Consider the following 19,011-nt stretch of genomic DNA (forward strand, 5'->3'; position numbering starts at 1 on the left):
GAATCTTCGCGAAGAACAAAAAAATGACCACCCGAAGATTCCTCCTGACGTCGGATTGACAAATAAACTGGAGTGACAGAAACGTATTCATTTTTGATTGACTTACTGCCAAGAATAAAATTTTAAACAGCTTCAATATGAGTACCAACCCTTCCTACAATGCTTGACCCTTACCTTAATGGATAGACGGGATTTTTTACAAAAAACTGCGGCTGGAGCACTAGCGCTGTCGTTTCCAGCGGTACCTGATGTCCTGGTGGACAAGCGGATGGGCATTGTTGTTCACTCGTACTGGAGTCGCTGGAATTCGAAAGTAGACAGTAAAAAATATCCAGCTTTTACTAATGCCATTGAACTGCTGGATCATTGCCATCAACTCGGCGCGGGTGGTGTGCAGGTAATCGTCAATGGCTGGTCAACTGATTTTGCGAAAAAGGTACGTGATGAGCGGGAGAAGCTGGGCCTGTATCTGGAAGGGTCGATTGGCTTACCCAAAAAAGCGGACGATGTGTCGAAATTTGAACAGGATGTCGTTAATGCCCGGGAAGCCGGTGCGCAGGTGCTACGTACGGTCTGTTCGAGCGGACGGCGGTATGAGACGTATCACTCGCCCGAAGCCTTCGAGGATTTGAAGAAGAGCGCTTTGGCGTCACTACAGCTGGCCGAACCGGTGCTTCGCAAGCACAAAGTCAAACTGGGGGTCGAGAACCATAAAGACTGGCTGGCTCCCGACCTGGTAAATCTGCTGAAACAGGTTAATAGTGAGTGGATTGGTGTAACCCTCGATTTTGGTAATAGCATGGCGTTACTGGAAGATCCGATGCAGGTTGTTCAAACGCTGGCACCCTATGTGTTCAGTACGCACGTGAAAGACATGGCGGTTGAAGAATATCCCAATGGATTTTTGCTCTCGGAAGTGCCCATGGGAAAAGGTATGCTGGATCTGCCAAAAATGGTCGAACTCTGCCGAAAACATAATCCGGCCGGTACGTTCAGCCTGGAAATGATCACGCGGGACCCGCTGGAAATCCCCTGTTTGACGAATGCGTACTGGGAAACCTTCCGCGCTATGCCAGCTCCTGAACTGGCCCGAATGCTCCGAACCGTTCGGGAGCATAAATATCCGGGTGGACTTCCCCGAGTTTCCCAATTGACGCCCGAAGCCAAACTTGCCCTTGAAGAAGAGAACATTGTCGCCTGCCTGAACTACAGTAAGGAGAAATTGGGAATGAAATAGCCAAACAAACTATCGAGTATACGAATGAGTCAAGAAATACTACCTGGAATTAAACAATTTGATTTAACGGGAAAGGCAGCCATTATTACCGGTGGCTCCAAAGGACTTGGTTTAGCAATGGCCGCCGGGCTGGCATCGGCGGGGGCCAACGTCATGCTGGTCAACCGAAACGCCGATGAAGGCGCACAGGCTGCACAGGAGCTGGCTGATGATTATGGCGTAAAAGCGATTGCGTTTAGTGCCGACATCACCAACCAGGCGCAAACGGAAGCGATGGCGCAGGCCGCTATCGACGCGTTTGGCCGAATCGATATTCTGATCAACAGTGCAGGCATCAACATTCGGGGGGCTATCGACGAATTGACTGCCGATGATTTCAAGAAGGTAATAGATGTGAATGTCACCGGGACCTGGCTTGCCTCCAGGGCCGTGATACCATTCATGAAACAGGCGGGGCGGGGAAGCATTATTAATCTGGCCAGTACCCTCGGTCTGGTTGGGCTGGCTAACCGGACACCCTACACGGCCAGCAAAGGCGCCGTTGTGCAGATGACCCGCGCCTTGGCGCTCGAACTGGCGCCCTTTACTATTAATGTCAACGCCATTTGCCCGGGTCCGTTCTTAACCGAAATGAACCTGCCGATTGCCGATACCGAAGAAGGTAAAAAGTTTGTGGTCGGGGCTACCGCTCTGGGTCGCTGGGGCTTGTTGCGCGAAATTCAGGGTGCCGCCATTTTCCTGGCCAGCGATGCCGCTTCGTTTATGATCGGTTCCATGCTCACCGTCGACGGTGGCTGGACAGCGCGATAAGCACAACCTGCAAACCGAAACCCTAATCCGAAAATGGAGCCATCAAGCAGCAGTAAGCCGACCCGTGCCCGATATGGGATGTTAGCCCTCGTCTTTGTGAATGTGGTTATTAATTACCTGGATCGCAGTAATATCTCGGTTGCCGGGGCTGCCCTGAGTAAAGATCTGAACCTATCGACGGTCGAATTAGGGTATATTTTTTCGGCCTTCGGGTGGACGTATGCGGCTTTGCAAATTCCGGGGGGCTTAATTGCTGACCGGTTTGGGCCGCGCGTTTTATACGCCTTCTGTTTAATTACCTGGTCGCTCGTGACCGTCTGCCAGGGGTTTATAAAAGGTTTTGCCGCTCTCTTTTCTCTCCGTTTAGCCACGGGGGCATTTGAAGCACCCTCTTATCCGATTAACAACCGAATCGTGACGAGCTGGTTTCCCGAAAACGAACGGACCTCATCTATCGCGCTATATGTATCAGGTCAGTTTATCGGCCTGGCGTTTTTAACGCCAATTTTGTTTAGGGTTCAAGAGTATGCCGGATGGCAGGGTTTGTTTATCGGAACCGGAATAATTGGGTTGCTATGGGGTATTGTCTGGTATGTTTTTTATCGTGATCCGCTTGACCATCGGGGTGTAAATCAGGCCGAACTAACGTATATCGAAGAAGGGGGCGGCCTGTTCAGAGGTAAGAAACCGGGTGCTGCCCAAATCAACATCTGGAAATGGGAGAACCTGAAACAGGTCATTTCCCACAAGACCTTATGGGGAGTTTATATTGGTCAGTTTGCCGTCAATGCTATGCTGTGGTTTTTCCTGACCTGGTTCCCAAAATACCTGGTTGATTACCGGCATTTAGGGTTTATCAAGTCCGGCTATCTGGCTTCGGTGCCATTTCTGGCTGCCTGTGTCGGGCTGCTCTTGTCCGGTTTCCTCTCAGATCGGTTGGTTCGGCAGGGGAAATCGGTCGGTATGGCCCGTAAGACGCCCATTATTGTCGGTATGCTGTTGTCGATGAGCATCATCGGTGCCAATTATACCAACAATACAGCCCTGATAATTTTTTTTATGGCACTGGCCTTTTTTGGTAATGGTATGGCACTTATTTCCTGGGTTTTTGTGTCGCTCTTATCGCCAAAGCACCTGATCGGGCTAACAGGCGGCATCTTCAATTTCATGGGCAATCTGGCCTCTATTGTCGTGCCAATTGTAATTGGCTACCTGGTTCAGGGAGGTAATTTTAAACCGGCACTGGTTTTTGTTGGCACACTGGGTCTGGTTGGAGCCTGTTCCTATATATTCCTGGTTGGAAAGATAGAACGAGTTGGGGTCAATACCGGAAAGGAAGTATTGATTTCAGAATAAGAATGCTACGTAGTGACAACCTGGAATAAATAGCTCACTTAGAATCCTCTATGAATGCACCTACTAGTTTCCCCGGCCGTTATACCAATCAGGTTGCGATCGTGACCGGAGGAGCTGAGGGACTGGGTAAAGCCATTGCCAGTCGGTTAGGCACTGAAGGTGCCTCATTAGCACTGTTCGACCGAAACACCGACTTGCTGGATAGTACAGTCGGTGAACTGATGGCGATGAACATCAACGTTCGTGCTTATTCCGTGGATGTTTCCCAGGAAGAGCAGGTCAGAAACGCTATTAATCAAGTAGTTGCCGATTTTGGGTCAATCGACGTAGTGGTTCATTCGGCTGGGATTGTCGGGCCAACGAGTACGAACATTACCGCCTACGCTACCGCCGATTTTGAGCAGGTCTGCGCGGTCAACCTGCTGGGTAGTTTTTTGATGACAAAGTATGCCGTAACCCACATGGCTCCACAACGATACGGACGAATTCTGTTGATTGCCTCCATTGCCGGGAAAGAAGGCAACCCAGGCATGGTGGGCTATTCGGTCAGTAAAGCGGGCGTGATAGGTCTGGTCAAAGCCGTCGCCAAAGAATACGCCACTGCTGGTATTACCATCAATGGGCTGGCGCCGGCCGTCATCCGAACGGCGATGAACGCCAATACCGCTCCTGAACAATTAGCCTACATGACGGCCAAAATTCCGATGGGCCGTTTGGGAGAAGCCGAGGAAGTGGCAGCTATGGCCAGTTTTATCGTGTCGCCCGAAAACAGCTTTTCTACCGGATTTATCTATGATATCTCAGGTGGTCGGGCAACGTATTGATTTGACATCTTTCCTTGAATTACCCAACAGTTCCGTACTTTTGTGCCATGGAATTAGCGTGCATAGAAGTAGAAGTGCCTGAAATGGAAATTCTTAAAAGCGACCGACTTACTCACCTTAAATATGATATTCGAGGTCCGGTTTACGAAAAATCACTGGAACTGGAGAGTCAGGGATACAAAATTATCAGTCTGAATATCGGTAACCCGGCTACGTTCGGGTTCGACGCCCCCGACGAAATTGTCCACGATATTATTCTGAACATCCGCAACGCGCAGGGGTATTCCGACTCCCGGGGTTTGTTTGCGGCTCGAAAAGCCGTCATGCACCACACGCAGAACATCGGTTTGCCGGGCATTACCATCAACGATATTTACATTGGAAACGGGGTTAGCGAACTGATCATGCTGTCAATGCAGGCGCTCCTCAACGAAGGCGATGAAGTGCTAATTCCATCGCCCGACTATCCACTCTGGACGGCTTCCGTTGCGTTTTGTGGCGGAAAACCTGTTCACTACGTCTGCGATGAAGCCTCCGACTGGAACCCCGACCTCGCCGATCTGGAACGTAAAATCACGCCCCGAACGCGAGCCATCGTGGTGATCAATCCGAATAATCCGACCGGGGCTGTGTATGATAAAGCGGTGCTGGAAGGCATTGCCCGCATCGCCGAACGGCATAAACTCATTGTCTTCTCCGACGAAATCTACGACCGGATTCTGTACAACGGAGCAGTACATTTTCCCATTTCTAAAATGGTGAATGATACGCTGTGTATCACCATGGGCGGCTTGTCGAAGAACTACCGGGCGGCTGGTTTTCGGGGCGGCTGGATGATTCTGAGCGGAGCGCGACATCGGGCTAAATCCTACATCGAGGGCCTGACGCTGCTGGCAAGTATGCGCCTTTGCGCCAATGTACCTACGCAGTACGCTATCCAGACGGCACTTGGTGGCTATCAGAGTATCAATGACTTAGTGATGCCCACGGGTCGTCTGTACAAGCAAATGATGCTGGCTTACGATCGTATGACGGCCATTCCGGGCATCACCTGTGTGAAGCCAAAAGGAGCGTTGTATATCTTCCCGAAAATTGACCTAAGTCAGTTTCGATTTACTGACGATGACGATTTTGTCTACAACCTGCTGACCGAGCAGAAAGTGCTGGTAGTGGCCGGAAACGGCTTTAATTACATTGATAACGATCACTTTCGGGTTGTCTGCTTACCCACAATCGATGAGTTAAACGTAGCCATGGACCGCATTGAGAACTTCCTGGAAAGCCACCGGAAGTAAGGAGTCCATGTGTTTGTCATTCCGTCAAAGGAGGAATGACAAACACATGGACTCCTTACTAAAAATTACTCCGCAATGTAATGCCGTACGTTCTGGGGTTGCCTAAATGAGCCGCTCCAAAATTATACGCGTAGTCGATATAGGTTTTGTTGTTCAGGTTGCGTCCCCAGACAAATAACTCCGCGTGTCGGGACGAGAGGCCGATTCGGGTGTTTATTACCCCGTAACCATCCTGGGATATCAGGTTGGTGAGATCGAAGTACTGTTTTCCCACGTAGTATAATTCTCCCCGGGCAAGTAACCGGAGTTGCTGAGCCCCGCCTAACGAATAACCGTATTGTATGGCAATCATGGAAGTTGCGTCCGGCGTAAATATCTGTCGATTGCCTGCTAAATTCACCGCTTCGCCGTTCGAAGCCAGATTGAGCGCCCCGTATGTAGCCTCCGTATAGCCTGCCTGATACGCTATTTCCAGTCCTTTTACGGGCGTTGCCTGCACCTCAATTTCAACCCCTTTACTATCTAATTTCCCGGCATTTCGGGTAATGGTTATCGCATCGGGCAAGATCAGCGTGGGGACTTGAGCATCCTGCACCTGTGTGTAAAAAGCTGCGAGATTCAACCGGATTCGATTGTTCCAGAACGTATTCTTCAGCCCAATCTCGAAGTTATTACTGTACTCCGGTTTGTATGCATACAAAGGTGGCTGCGACGGATCGGATGAAAGTTGCGTGATGCCGCCCGCCCGAAATCCCCGACTATAGGTAGCATAAACCTGATGATTGTCGGTGACTTGGTAGTACAGGCTGACTTTAGGCGAAAAGGCTTTAAAATTAGCTGTCGATGAGGTGTCGGGCCGGGTCACCTGTATTGCGTCGCCATCCAGTTGAAACTCGCCCAGAACGGATTGCTTTTTGTGCTCATAATCATACCGAAGGCCAAGGGTTGCTTTCAGTTTGGGGGTAAGAGCATACGTTCCCTGTCCGTAAAAGGCCACACCAACACTCGTGCCTTTATTGGTATTGAGGCTGGTGAAAAAAGGAAACGGCGCACCCAACTGGTCGGAGTTTTTACCAAAATGAGTGCCTAGTTTCGTTGGGTTATCCTGGTAGAAAGCATACGTACCGGCAATCCAGTGAAAGGCCGATGTTGAGCTGGCAGGCGAGGTGAACCGAAACTCCTGCGTGCCAACCTGTACGTTATTCCATTTTTTACCGTAATCGTTGACGATCGTCACCCCGTCAATTGGCGAAAAATCACCGTCAATCGGGTGGTCGTAATAGCGATAATTGGCTTGATAAGCTGTTTGGGAGGTAAAGGTGAGCGCTTTCCCGGAATGATTTACCGATAAAGACGTGTTGAAAATATTATCGATCAACTGGCCGACGGCATTCTGATTGACCGTAAATGGATCGGCAAAAGCGTCGTTAGGGCTTGAGGCTAACGGGAATGAACCCCGATTCCGGTTGGCGTTGTGTTTTACATTCAGGGTTAATGTCCAGTTTGGGCTGGCCATATACTTCAAATAATAATTTCCCATGACATAGTGCGACCGGTCAAATTTGGACTGATCAAACACATTCGTATAGAAACCTTCCTGCTGACCGTATAACGCCGATACGCCCAGAAACAACCGGTTCTTTACCAGCGGAGTTCGCAGACCGGCGCTGTACCGCTGCTGGCCGAAACTGCCATAATTGAGTTCGACAAAGCCCCGCGTTTTATTGTCTGGTTGCTTGGTGATGATGTTAATCACCCCGCCCATGGCATTGCGTCCGTAAAGCGTCCCCTGTGGACCACGAAGTACCTCAATTCGCTCAATATCGAGGAGTTGAGCGACATAGGTGTCCAGGCTAAACTGATTAACGCCATCAATATACGTAGCAACCGTTGGGTCGTAGGACGTAGTGGTGATGCCCCGAATGGACGTTACGTTGCGACCATCACCAGGATTGGCCGAGTACAAATTCGGTATCAGGGCCGTAAGGTCTTTGCTGTTCCATAATCGATAGTCCTGAACCTGTTTAGACGACAGGGTCGATACACTGAACGGGAGCTTTTGTGGGTTCTCTTCAACTTTTTGGGCCGAAACCGTCACTTCGTCCAATCGATTCGACGCTTCAGCAAGTTGGAGAGTGATGGCCTGATTGTCATTGGTGAACGTAACGGTTTGATTAACCGTAGCAAAGCCTACGGCACTCACATTCAGGGTGTATTGGCCCGCTGGAACATTTGAGATCGTAAATTTCCCCTGCTCATTGGTAGAGGCTCCCAGGTTAGTGTTCAATAAATAGACAAAGGCACCCGGAATGCCAAGCGATTGTTGATCGGTGATCGTACCCGAAAAATGACCGGGCGTCTGACTTTTTACACTAGAAATAAATGTTGTGAGTACTATGCACAAAGACCAGATAAATTTTGTCATATACTTGAGAGAGTAATGGAGCGAGTTGGTTCAGTTAGTGAGGAACATGCCTTTCTTCGGCAGCTATAAACTGCCTGAATCGATCTTGCAATCCCCGGTAATAGGTTAAATAAGCAATGCCCTCGGCAGTAAGGGTAGCGCCACCGCCTTTGTCACCCCCGGTTTGGGTGCTAACCAGCGGTTGTTCGGCAAGTCGGTTGAGCGAGCTAACTAGATCCCAGGCCCGCTTATAGGACATATTCATGGCTTTGGCTGCCTGATTGATAGAGCCGGTACGTTGAATGTGTTCCATCAAGTCCATGCGGCCGATCCCTATAAAGCGCTCACTTTCTGATGTTTCCAGCCAGATTCGGCCGTTGATACGTAAGTTGATCATACGTAATATTTATTGATGTTACCGACAGATCAGCAGCTTGAATGACAAATAGAAAAAGTCAATCCGTTCAGACTACTTGCCCAAACGGATGTTTATTTTTCTGAAATCTCCGGCGAAGATACGTCTGAAGGGGTCTTTCTTTCGCCAGGTTGCAGGATTACCCCACTAAAAGATAGCGTAGAAAGAGCAAACAAGGGCTTTTTTTACTGATGGCTACCAATTGATAGCTTATACAAACTGGATCTTTGTCCAGTTTATACTTTACCGCCTGCGGGTGGAGGCTGGGTACTCAGATAGACTGTGTTTAGGATTGCTCCAGAAGACGAAGCTTATCTATAGATAGTTTTTGCTCGCTTCGTGCTTTGGCAAGGACTTGTTGGTACTTATGAATCAGGGTTGTGTAGTGATTAAGCAGCCGGGCGCTCCCTATCTTATCTGCTTGAACCAGAAGAGCTTCCAGCCGAACAATAGTTGAGTCGAGATTAGCGATCATACCCGTATGAATCTTGATTTTCTTATGGAGTAAGCTAATAAGCTCCTGTGTATGCCGGCTTATGACAGGCTTAGCTGGTTTCTTTAAAAGCTTTTTCCACTGTTTTTCCAATGCCTGCATAGGGGCCGAAAAGGCGGTACCATCAAATGCGTCCAGTGGAATCTCGGTTGCACCATTTTCATCAACGATGTGTGCACTAAGAATGGCGTCACCCTGCGCACTAACAATGTTTATTAAGTCTAAACCGAGTTCTAGTGTGCCGGGTTGAAAAGAAAATATTTTTATTTTCTTTTTTTCGTGTAAAGCGGTGAAGAAAAGTACCATAGCCGAAGTCTGATTATGAGGTAGCTGAAACTTCTAATTCTACTTTTTTTATTACACTGCCACGCTTAATAAGATTAACTTAGCCCTATTAAATAAGTTTAACTGCGCTAAATGTATGATAAATATAAGGCTATGGTTGTGGTTTTTTTGATTTATTATCATGTGAATGCACACGCAGGACAGGTGGTATTTGATACTGATTGTTAGACATTAAAAAACAATATGAAGTCACACTGAAAGGCAACCCGTTCAAACGGATTTGTTTCAAAAGAATGGTACCCGATCCACCACGATCTGTAGATTTACTAATTTACGTCATAGCGCTCTTACGGCTACAATCAAAAAAATATAACATTTGATCAATATAATAGTATACTTGACATCTTTAGTGTTAGTGCACTAAGGCCATCACATCCTTGGAACGTTTTACGTCGACTGATTACAGACAACTGGCTCATCAGGAGCTATGGCAACGCTTCAAAGCCGGAGACGAACGGGCTTTGGGTGAGTTGGCACGCGTACACTATCCAGGCCTCTATAATTACGGTTTGCGGTTAACGACCGACGCTGAGTTGGTCTGGGATACCATTCAGGATCTGTTTCTGGAGATTTGGGATCACCGGGCCACAATTGGCAATGCTGTTTTTGTAAAAACATACCTATTAAAAGCATTACGGTATAAATTGCTCAAAGTACGGGAGCATCAATTCCCGGTTCATATAGATGAATTCGAATCGGTTAGCCTGCCCTTCTCCGGCTCGATCGAAGAAGAAATAATTACTAAAGAGCTACATACGGAGCAGCAGCGCTTGCTGCATCAACTAATGGCTGGCCTCACCAAACGCCAGCAGGAAGTACTATATCTGCGGTTTTACCAGAATCTGGAGAATCATGAAATCGCGCAGATACTGGGCATGGAACGGCAAAGCGTAGCCAATCTGCTTTATCGGACGTTTAAAGAACTTCGAAGCCAGTGGTCGCCGAATTTACTCATGTCGTTGCTGTTGTTGGCTCTCAGCAACGAGCCATTCTGATAAATTGCACTCTAGTCGAAAATTTTTTTACAATTTCCTGAGTATTGTCCGGCAAGAAACAGCACTATAGAAATAGAAGCCACCTGTGCTAGTTGCTCCGACATGGATTACAAGACGTACAAGATCGAGGATTTTCTGTTTGACGAATCATTTCGCCAGTGGACAGCCGGTACGTCTCCAGAAGCAACCGCTTTTTGGGAGCAGTGGTTGACGCTGCATCCGGACCGGGTTCATGTTGTTCGTCAGGCACAGGAACTGGTGCGGGCCCTGAACGATCACTATCAGGATGACGCCACTGACGCGCGACTAACGAGCGAACTACGTCGGTTGGTCAGGAACGCAGCCGAACGCCGGGAGGCTGAAGCAACTGATACGCCCAGTATACCATGGGGTCAACGGATTTCGCAGTGGCGATGGGCGTCCGTTGCAGCTGTGCTCATCCTGGTTGGTTTTGGTCTCTGGCGTTACGGGAGTGTCAATCGACGGGTGGCCGCTGAATCGTATGCCCAATTAACAAAAATAGCCCAGGTTCCGCTTCAGGAAACGGTCAATACCAGCAACCATGTTGTCAACATCTTACTCTCCGATGGGAGCGCCGTAACCCTGCGACCCAAAAGCCGATTGAGCTATCCGGCTCAGTTCAAGGCCACTAACCGGGTGGTGTACCTGGATGGGGAAGCCTTCTTCGACGTAGTGAAAAATCCGGCGAAGCCTTTCCTGATCTATGCCAACCAAACCGTCACGAAAGTATTGGGGACCACCTTTCTGGTGCGTGCTTTTGAAAGCGAAAAGAATGTAATCGTAACCGTACGTACTGGACAGGTTTCGGTGTATACCCAACAGGATTTTGAAAAAGCCCAACAGTCGGGTTTGCGCCGGATTCAGGGCATTATTTTGACCCCGAATCAGCAAATGATCTACAAGCTGGGGGATCATCAACTGATGAAGGCACTGGTCGAGAAACCAGCCGCCATCATGCCCGAAACGGTCAGCCGGGAGCAGGTATTCGAGGACGCTCCCGTTGGCAAAGTCTTCGCAGCTATTGAACGAACGTATGGCGTAAAACTTCTTTATAATGAAGATGATTTGTCGGCTTGCCTGGTGAACCTCACGTTTACCAACGAAAGCCTGCTTGAGCGGCTGGATGTCGTATGTCAAACCATTGGCGCGACCTACGAAGTGCTGGATGGCCAGGTTGTCATCAACAGTAAAGGCTGTAAGTAATTGCCGTAAATAGTCTGAAATCCTTACCCTACTACGTATTGCCTATGAAGCATTAGTCCATTTTTTACAAAAAAAGCCAGTGATGATTCCGGCATCACTGGCTCTAAGTACACCCTTCTTGAGACCCTCATCCATGATGAGGCTGGGGGTTCTTTGCCCATTCCTAATCGTAAATAGCCAAAAAACAAGCAAAAGTATGAAAGAACTTCGACAACCGCTTAGTCTGTTGTGTAGCCTTATGAAATTTACTGTCTATCAGGTACTACTGGCGGCTATTATCGCCGGTCTGGCTACGGCCCGTCCGGTTGAAGCACAGCAAGTTATGGATCAGCGTGTTACCCTGCAGGCCGATAATTTGACCATAAAATCGCTGCTTAACCAACTGGGAAAACAAGCCGACGTCCGGTTTGCCTACCGGTCGGCGCTTGTGCAGTTGAAAAACCACGTATCATTAAACGCCACGAACCAGCGGCTGGGTGAAATTCTGGACAACCTGTTACAACCACTTAGCGTAGGGTACTACGTGAAAGGTCGGCAGATCATCCTGAATCAGGAGTCCATTCCGAAGGGGATTGACGTGCTTCCCCCCACACAGGATGAGGCTGTTAACGACCGCACTGTATCGGGAAGTGTGTCTGATGAAGCCGGTGCCAGGCTGCCTGGCGTGAGTATTATTGTAAAAGGAACGACGCGCGGCACTACTACCGACGCCAACGGGCAATACAAAATGACCTTGCTCACCGGTGATGCCACACTGGTATTCAGTTTTGTAGGTTATATAAGCCAGGAAGTTACGGTGGGTGATCGTAGTGACCTGGACGTACGATTGGCGACCGATACCAAAAACCTCAATGAAGTGATCGTCGTGGGTTATGGTACGCAAAAACGGTCGGATCTGACGGGCTCAATCTCGTCTGTAAAGGCGGAAGAAGTAAAGAGCCTGCCGGTACGTAGCATTAACGAAGCCTTGCAGGGGCGGGCTGCGGGCGTGCAGGTAACCCGCAATGACGGGTCGCCGGGGGCCAGCTCCGACATTGTGATCCGGGGCGTTGGTTCCATTGGGGGCATGGCTCCGCTGTATATCGTTGATGGCATACGGATGTCGTCGGGCAACAACTTCAACCTGCAGGATGTCGAATCCATCGAGATTCTGAAAGATGCCAGCGCTGCCGCTATTTATGGAGCCCAGGCGGCTGGTGGCGTCGTTCTGGTGACAACGAAACGGGGTACTACGATGGATAAAATGAGCGTAAATTTCAATGCCTATTACGGCGTCCGGAAACCTCTCCATCAGTATAAACTCCTGAATACGGCCGATTACTACACTGCGAAAACAGCCTTCGGTGTGGCGACCAACAGTTGGGGTGATCCCGCAAAATTGCCTGATAACGACTGGGTGAAGGATTTATATGGCAATGGTATTGAGCAGAGTTATTCGCTCTCACTGTCAGGGGCTTCGGCGAAAAGCAATTATTACCTGTCGGCCAACTATCAGAAAGAAGGTGGTACGTTCATCGATAACTATTTTGAACGCTACGGCCTTCGCTCCAATTCGGATTTCAAACTGAACAAAAAGATCCGGGTAGGGGAAACCCTTTATGCCTGGATGACCAGCACCAATCCGGTGGTCTCTACTACGTTGCCCTTTCGGTCAGCGCCGGTCGTGCCTATCTACGACCCGACAAATATCTATGGTGGCTGGGCTAAAACAGGCAACTATTTTGGGGGACCCAACCTGGTTGGGCAGGAGTATATGAATCACCAGTTGAACCAGACGTATGCGCTGGAAGGCAACGTATATGCCGATTGGGAGATCATTCCGGGACTGAATTTCCGGACTACGTTCGGTGCTTCGATTTACAGCGATAAGAATTACAAATTTAATGAGGCTTATGATTATGGCATTGTTGCCAACCGCGTTGCATCGCTAAGCCGCGACGTCAACAATAAGCGTAATCTAACGGCCAATTTCGTGTTGACATATGCTAAAACCGTTGGTCAGCACGAGTTCAAAGCGCTGGCTGGTTATGAGTCATATAAATCAGATTGGAGCACCTTAACCGCATCGGCGCAGGGATTCCCCTACGTAACATATAACTTAGGGTTGGCCACCAACCCCAGTAGCTACGTAGCGAGCGGGGGTGAACTGCCGCAAACGCGTATTCTTTCCCAATTCGGGCGAATCAACTACACTTACGCGAGCAAATATCTGCTGACGGCAACCATCCGCCGGGACGGTTCGGACCGCTTCGGCCCGACGAACAAATTTGGGGTGTTCCCATCGGCTTCTATCGGCTGGAAACTGAACGAGGAAGCCTTCATTCGGGACAATGTTACGTTCCTGTCAAACCTGAAATTAAGGGCCAGCTACGGGAAACTTGGTAGCACCAGTAACATCCCTCAGTATACGTATCTGCCGTCGTATGGCGGAACGAATGGTACGAACAGCCAGGGATTAGCCGACGGCAGCCGTGCGAAAGGCTACGCGCTGACGGCTCAGTTAGCCAATCAGAATATCAAATGGGAATCGGTCCTTCAAACGGATATCGGGCTGGACATCGGGCTGTTGAAAAATGCCCTGAACATCACCGTCGATTGGTATAGCCGCCAGACGCAGGGCATGATTTATCAGGTTCCGGTGGCGTTGTCGGCGGGTTTTGGCGCTTCGGCCGTATATACCAACATTGGCCAGATGAGCAACAAAGGACTTGAACTGGCGGTGGATTACCGGGGAAAAGCAGGCGCCTTTACGTACGGCATTACGGCGAATGCTGCTTTCAACCGCAACCTGGTGAAACAGTTGGATGGGGTGAACAACAACCCGATCACCGACGGGGCGGCCGGACAGGACCTTGACGGAAACGCAGCCCGCACCGAAGTTGGCCATCCGTTGAGTCAGTTTTATGGGTACCAGGTGGAAGGTATTTTTCAGTCGAATGCCGATGTCACTACGTTGAACGAGCAGGCGCAGAAAGCCGCCGGATCAACCAGTGTTTATTACCAGAATGCCGGTACCGCAGCGGGTGATCTGAAGTTCAGAGATGTGAATGGAGACGGACGCATTACCATTGCTGACAAAACGTTCATTGGCAACCCCTGGCCTAAAATGACCTATGGGTTTACGTTAAATCTGGGTTGGAAAGGACTGGATTTAACGGCGCTGTTCCAGGGTGTTCAGGGAGTGGACGTGTATAACGGCAACAAATACTTTACCCAGTTCATGTATGGTGATTACAATACTACGAGAGATATTTTCAATTCTTCTTTCTTTAACGGGAATGGCCTGACGGATCAGCCCCGGGTGGGTTCGACCAGTTCCGCGGGTGTTTTTTCGCGGGACCCGAATGCCAACTACGGTCGTATTTCCGACTACTTCGTGGAAGATGGTTCATTCCTGAAACTGAGGAATTTACAGATCGGTTATACCATTCCCAATTCGCTCATGAAGTCCCTGAAAATCTCGGATTTGAAAATCTACGTGCAGGGACAGAACCTACTCACCTTTACCAAATATAAAGGGCTTGATCCGGAGGTGCTGGGACGAAACGGGACGACGGCCCGGGGGATTGATACCATCTATTCCTATCCACGCACAATGCTTCTTTCGGCGGGCATCAACCTGAGTTTCTAACCTCCAACGCTATTCCGATCATGAACATATTCTTAAAATTATCGCTATTTGCTTTGCTGGTGAGTTTTGCCTCCTGTAAAGATAGTTTCGTTGATGTCGATAACCCGACGGCTATTTCGACGAGCAGCTACCCCGCTACCGTGTCTGACCTCGAACAACTCCTCACGGGTGTTTACGGAACGCAGCATGCAACCGGCATATTCGGCCGGGCAATTGGTCCTTACAGTACGTATCTATGGGATCATACGACTGACTTGAGCTGGCAGGGATCGCCCAACTGGATTCAGATGGGCCAGAATAACGCCCTGCCCAGCGATGCTTTTTTACTCCAGATATGGCCCGATTTATGGCGGGGTGTACAACGGGCCAATACGTTGCTGGCTGGTGTTGATCGGGTCGCCAAGACTGCTTCGGCTACGGACCTGGTCGCTGTCAATCTGATTAAAGGGCAGGCACTTTATCTGCGGGCCTGGTATTACTACTACCTGACTACGTTCTGGGGGGAGACGTTTATTGTGGATGGCGCAGGTGGCGATAAAATGGGCGTACCCATCGTCACAACCGTGGCCGACAACCTGGCTGCCACTCAGGTACCCCGCGCGACGGTTAGGCAAAACTGGGATTTTATTATCAGTGATCTGAAAGCCGCCGAAACCCTGCTGGGCACCCAGACCTGGACGGCAGCTACCGACAAACATAAAGTGACGGGCTGGGGGGTGAAAGGATTCCTGGGGAAAGTTTACGTGTTTACCCAGGATTGGGCGAACGCCAAAACGTACCTGAGCAACGTAATTACCAGTAGTGGCAAATCGCTGGTTTCGTTCGACGTCTACAAAAATATGTTCAACGGCCAGAACGAGTTCAATGCCGAGTCGGTCGTTGAGCTTAATCTGAACGTCGATATGACCTATGGTGGCGTCGATTTGTCGATGGGCTCCATGATCGGGACCTTGATTGCTCCGTCCTACGTCGGGCCTACGGGCACACCCATCGCGTCGGCCTGGTCGAACGTGTTTCCGCACGCCAAGAACATTGCCCGTTTTGGCTTCAATCAGGGCCATTATTTTCCTCAGGGCACCACCTCCGCCAACATAGCGAATGTTGATCAGTCGTACATTGCTAAATCCGTGGCAGCCCGGGCAAACAAAACCGTTGACCCCCGGCTGTGGGTAGCCTGTCTGCAGCCCTATGTCGATTCGATGGTCGTGGCTGGCGCAAAAAAGCCCATTTCGCATTACCTGGACGTAACGGAGATCGATATGGAAGCCTGGAGTTTCCGGAAATACATCAATCTGGCGGGCACCGAACTGGAAGTAAACCGGTCCAACGGGGCTAACATACTCTGGCTGCGCATGGCGGATATCTACCTGCTTTACGCCGAAACCCTGACGCATACCGGCGATAACGCAACGGCACTGGAGTACATCAACAAAGTGCACCGGCGCGCCTATGGCCTTCCCGCGGATACGCCCTCGGCCGTTGATTACAAAAGCCTGACCGACGCCACTAAAGCGCCGGATGATGGACTGAAAAATAACCCGCTCCGCTACGAACGATGGGCCGAATTTTTCGGTGAATTCAACTGGTGGTTCGATGTTTGTCGATGGAAAATCGGTCCTCAGGAAGCGGCTTATTACCAGAAGATCCGGGGTGGTGTCATCCAGTTCGATCCAGCAACGGACTATGCCCAGCCTATCCCGATCAACGAGATTACGGCGAACGCCAGCATGAAACAAAATCCGGGCTATTGAACCGGAGGCAGACCTAACCCACCGGTGACCACGTAGTGACTTGGCCATCAAGTCCTACGTGGTTTTTATTATTTTGCGGCAAAAAGGTAGACGGGGTATTCATGAAAAAGCGGGTGTGGCTATTTAAAGGAATCGCGGTGCTGTTACCGTTCCTCGCACTGGTGCTACTGGAAGGGTTACTCAGACTGATTGGATATGGCCATGATTTAAGTCTATTCGTAGAAGATCCCCAGCACAAGGGGTATTGGGTAATGAACCCGCACGCGTCGGAGCGGTATTTTACCGAAACAGAAAACGCGACGATCGGTAATTATGAGCCGTTTTTGAAGCAAAAAACAGAAGGTACGCTGCGGATTTTTGTGCTGGGCGAATCAACGACGATTGGCTATCCATACATGCACAATGGGTCCTTTCATCGGTGGTTGCAATACCGGTTGCTGCATGAATTTCCCGACAAAGATATTGAGATCATAAACCTGGCCCTGACGGCCGTCAATACCTACACTGTCTTCGGATTCGCTAACGAACTGGTTGATTATGAGCCTGATGCGGTACTGATCTACACAGGACATAATGAGTATTATGGCGCCCTGGGGGTTGGGTCCACTAGTTCCCTTGCGCACAATCCGTCGTTGATGCGGTTGGTAATCAGGCTCCGGGAATCTCGGCTGATTCAACTGGTCAATACTGCCGTAGCTGGCATTCGGAAAACCATCTCCGGCAACCAGATTGATTTGCGCGAGAATCTGATGAAACGGATGGCCGCCGATCAGCAAATCGCCTTTGGCTCGGCCGTGTACCAGGCCGGAATCGACCAATTCCGAACTAACCTGAACGATATTTGCCAGGTACTGAGCCAACAAAAGATTCCGGTATTGATCAGTAATCTGGTCAGTAATGAAAAGGACCTGAAGCCCTTTATCAGTGCACCGGGGAGTGGCGCCACATCGGCGCAGGCCAGCTATGAGTTGGCCAATCAGGCGTATACAACGGGTAATTTTGCCGAAGCGAAACAAGCGTATGTACAGGCTAAAGAACTGGATTTATTGCGGTTTCGGGCGCCGGAAGCCATGAACCAACTCATTCAGAACGTAGCAACTAAATACCCTGGCGTTACGTTGGTGGACACGAAACGGGCCTTCGACGAACACTCGCCACACGGTATTTTGGGCCAGGAAACCCTTCTGGAACACGTCCATCCAAATTTATACGGTTATGCACTGCTTTCCGATGCGTTTTACGACGCATTGAAAAAACGGCAGCTACTTCCGGCTAGCCATAAACACGAACTTTCGCTCGCTGAATTACGGCAGCGCATGCCGATTACCGCCGTAGATTCCCTGAAAGGGGCTTACGAAGTGATGATCCTGAAAGAAGGCTGGCCCTTCAACGTACCCATGCCAACCGCGGAGAAACGCGCCAAAACCGTAGAAGAAGAATTGGCGGGCGCTTTGGTTGTCAGGCAGGTAACATGGCCAGATGCCATGAATCAGTTAAGAGATCATTACCTGAAACAAAACGATACGCTCAACGCCCTGAAGGTTACCGAAGCATTTCTGCTGGAATTTCCGAACGACCCGGCTTTTTACAATCAGGCGGCTAAATTATACCTAAGCAGACATGACAATGAGGCCGCCGTTACGTACCTGAAGAAGGCCTTCCGACTGGCGAATTCGTTCGAAACGGCTCAGCCCTTATTCATTACGTTACTCAGGCTGGATCGGCCGGAAGAAGCCATGCCGTATCTGCACTATGCGGCTGCCCACAACCAAACCCAGTTCAGTTTAAACGAATTACAATCGTTTGTCCAGCAGTTAATTGCCGTAAAGAGCCAGTTTGAAAAAGATAGCACAAATGTCAAGCTGAGTAATCAACTGGCGGCCGGTTACCTCAAATTCGCCAATACAGCGGCAGCGAGTAAATACGTTGAAAAAACGCTGGAAATCGACCGGAAAAATACCGTCGCCCTACACCTGAAAGAGCAGATTCAGGCAATCAAAAACTAGCGCGGACGATCCGCGCTAGTTTCGCCCTCCAACTCAGTAGGCTATTCCAACAATTGAAGAATTAGTATAGACGCTTCGTCGCAATTCACTTTCCGAATCAGGCTGGTCGCCACAATTTTGTCGGGTCAATATAAACGTATGACAATAGCACGACCCATACGGCTGGACCGACAAGCAAGCGTCGACTCATGAAATTACTTTTCAAATAGGGGGAAATCGCCTTGC

Annotated in this window: 13 protein-coding genes; 10 read left to right on the forward strand and 3 right to left on the reverse strand. The window is 49.7% G+C overall.

Annotated elements, in window-relative coordinates; genetic code table 11:
- The first annotated feature begins 178 nt into the window (after positions 1-178).
- From ACYVEA_RS19670 to ACYVEA_RS19690, 5 genes are all read left to right on the forward strand, one after another.
- Positions 179-1,237, forward strand: a complete 1,059-nt coding sequence (locus tag ACYVEA_RS19670) for a sugar phosphate isomerase/epimerase family protein (RefSeq protein WP_461115143.1) — start codon at positions 179-181, stop codon at positions 1,235-1,237.
- 24 nt (positions 1,238-1,261) lie between these two features.
- On the forward strand, positions 1,262-2,047 hold the full coding sequence (locus tag ACYVEA_RS19675) for an SDR family NAD(P)-dependent oxidoreductase (protein WP_461115144.1): 786 nt from the start codon (positions 1,262-1,264) through the stop codon (positions 2,045-2,047).
- A 33-nt stretch (positions 2,048-2,080) separates the two neighbouring features.
- On the forward strand, positions 2,081-3,403 hold the full coding sequence (locus ACYVEA_RS19680) for an MFS transporter (RefSeq protein WP_461115145.1): 1,323 nt from the start codon (positions 2,081-2,083) through the stop codon (positions 3,401-3,403).
- Between the two features lie 50 nt (positions 3,404-3,453).
- A complete protein-coding gene (locus ACYVEA_RS19685; protein WP_461115146.1) occupies positions 3,454-4,227 on the forward strand; it encodes an SDR family NAD(P)-dependent oxidoreductase in 774 nt (257 codons plus the stop codon).
- A gap of 83 nt (positions 4,228-4,310) precedes the next feature.
- Entirely contained in the window at positions 4,311-5,522 is a 1,212-nt protein-coding gene (locus tag ACYVEA_RS19690) for a pyridoxal phosphate-dependent aminotransferase (protein WP_461115444.1), read from the forward strand.
- Positions 5,523-5,580: 58 nt separating this feature from the next.
- Here the strand turns inward: ACYVEA_RS19690 and ACYVEA_RS19695 are convergent, their stop codons facing one another.
- From ACYVEA_RS19695 to ACYVEA_RS19705, 3 genes are all read right to left on the reverse strand, one after another.
- Positions 5,581-7,947 carry a TonB-dependent receptor gene (locus ACYVEA_RS19695; protein WP_461115147.1) on the reverse strand — a complete coding sequence of 789 codons (2,367 nt, stop codon included), beginning with the start codon at positions 7,945-7,947 and terminating at the stop codon, positions 5,581-5,583.
- A gap of 34 nt (positions 7,948-7,981) precedes the next feature.
- Positions 7,982-8,323 (reverse strand): winged helix-turn-helix domain-containing protein, encoded by a 342-nt coding sequence (locus ACYVEA_RS19700; protein ID WP_461115148.1) that lies wholly within the window; start codon positions 8,321-8,323, stop codon positions 7,982-7,984.
- Between the two features lie 304 nt (positions 8,324-8,627).
- The gene (locus ACYVEA_RS19705) at positions 8,628-9,140 is read right to left on the reverse strand and encodes a hypothetical protein (RefSeq protein WP_461115149.1); all 513 of its coding nucleotides are present in this window, start codon (positions 9,138-9,140) and stop codon (positions 8,628-8,630) included.
- Between the two features lie 416 nt (positions 9,141-9,556).
- Between ACYVEA_RS19705 and ACYVEA_RS19710 the strand changes: the two genes are divergently transcribed.
- The 5 genes from ACYVEA_RS19710 (at position 9,557) to ACYVEA_RS19730 (ending at position 18,786) form a co-directional block, all read left to right on the forward strand.
- Entirely contained in the window at positions 9,557-10,174 is a 618-nt protein-coding gene (locus tag ACYVEA_RS19710) for an RNA polymerase sigma factor (protein WP_461115150.1), read from the forward strand.
- 102 nt (positions 10,175-10,276) lie between these two features.
- Positions 10,277-11,398, forward strand: coding sequence for a FecR family protein (locus tag ACYVEA_RS19715; RefSeq protein ID WP_461115151.1), 1,122 nt, complete (start codon positions 10,277-10,279; stop codon positions 11,396-11,398).
- 196 nt (positions 11,399-11,594) lie between these two features.
- Positions 11,595-15,029, forward strand: a complete 3,435-nt coding sequence (locus ACYVEA_RS19720; RefSeq protein ID WP_461115152.1) for a SusC/RagA family TonB-linked outer membrane protein — start codon at positions 11,595-11,597, stop codon at positions 15,027-15,029.
- 20 nt (positions 15,030-15,049) lie between these two features.
- Entirely contained in the window at positions 15,050-16,780 is a 1,731-nt protein-coding gene (locus ACYVEA_RS19725) for a RagB/SusD family nutrient uptake outer membrane protein (RefSeq protein WP_461115153.1), read from the forward strand.
- Positions 16,781-16,881: 101 nt separating this feature from the next.
- Positions 16,882-18,786: a hypothetical protein gene (locus ACYVEA_RS19730; RefSeq protein WP_461115154.1), complete on the forward strand. Its 1,905-nt coding sequence runs from the start codon at positions 16,882-16,884 to the stop codon at positions 18,784-18,786.
- The last annotated feature ends 225 nt before the right edge of the window (positions 18,787-19,011 follow it).

Source organism: Spirosoma jeollabukense, assembly GCF_054777855.1.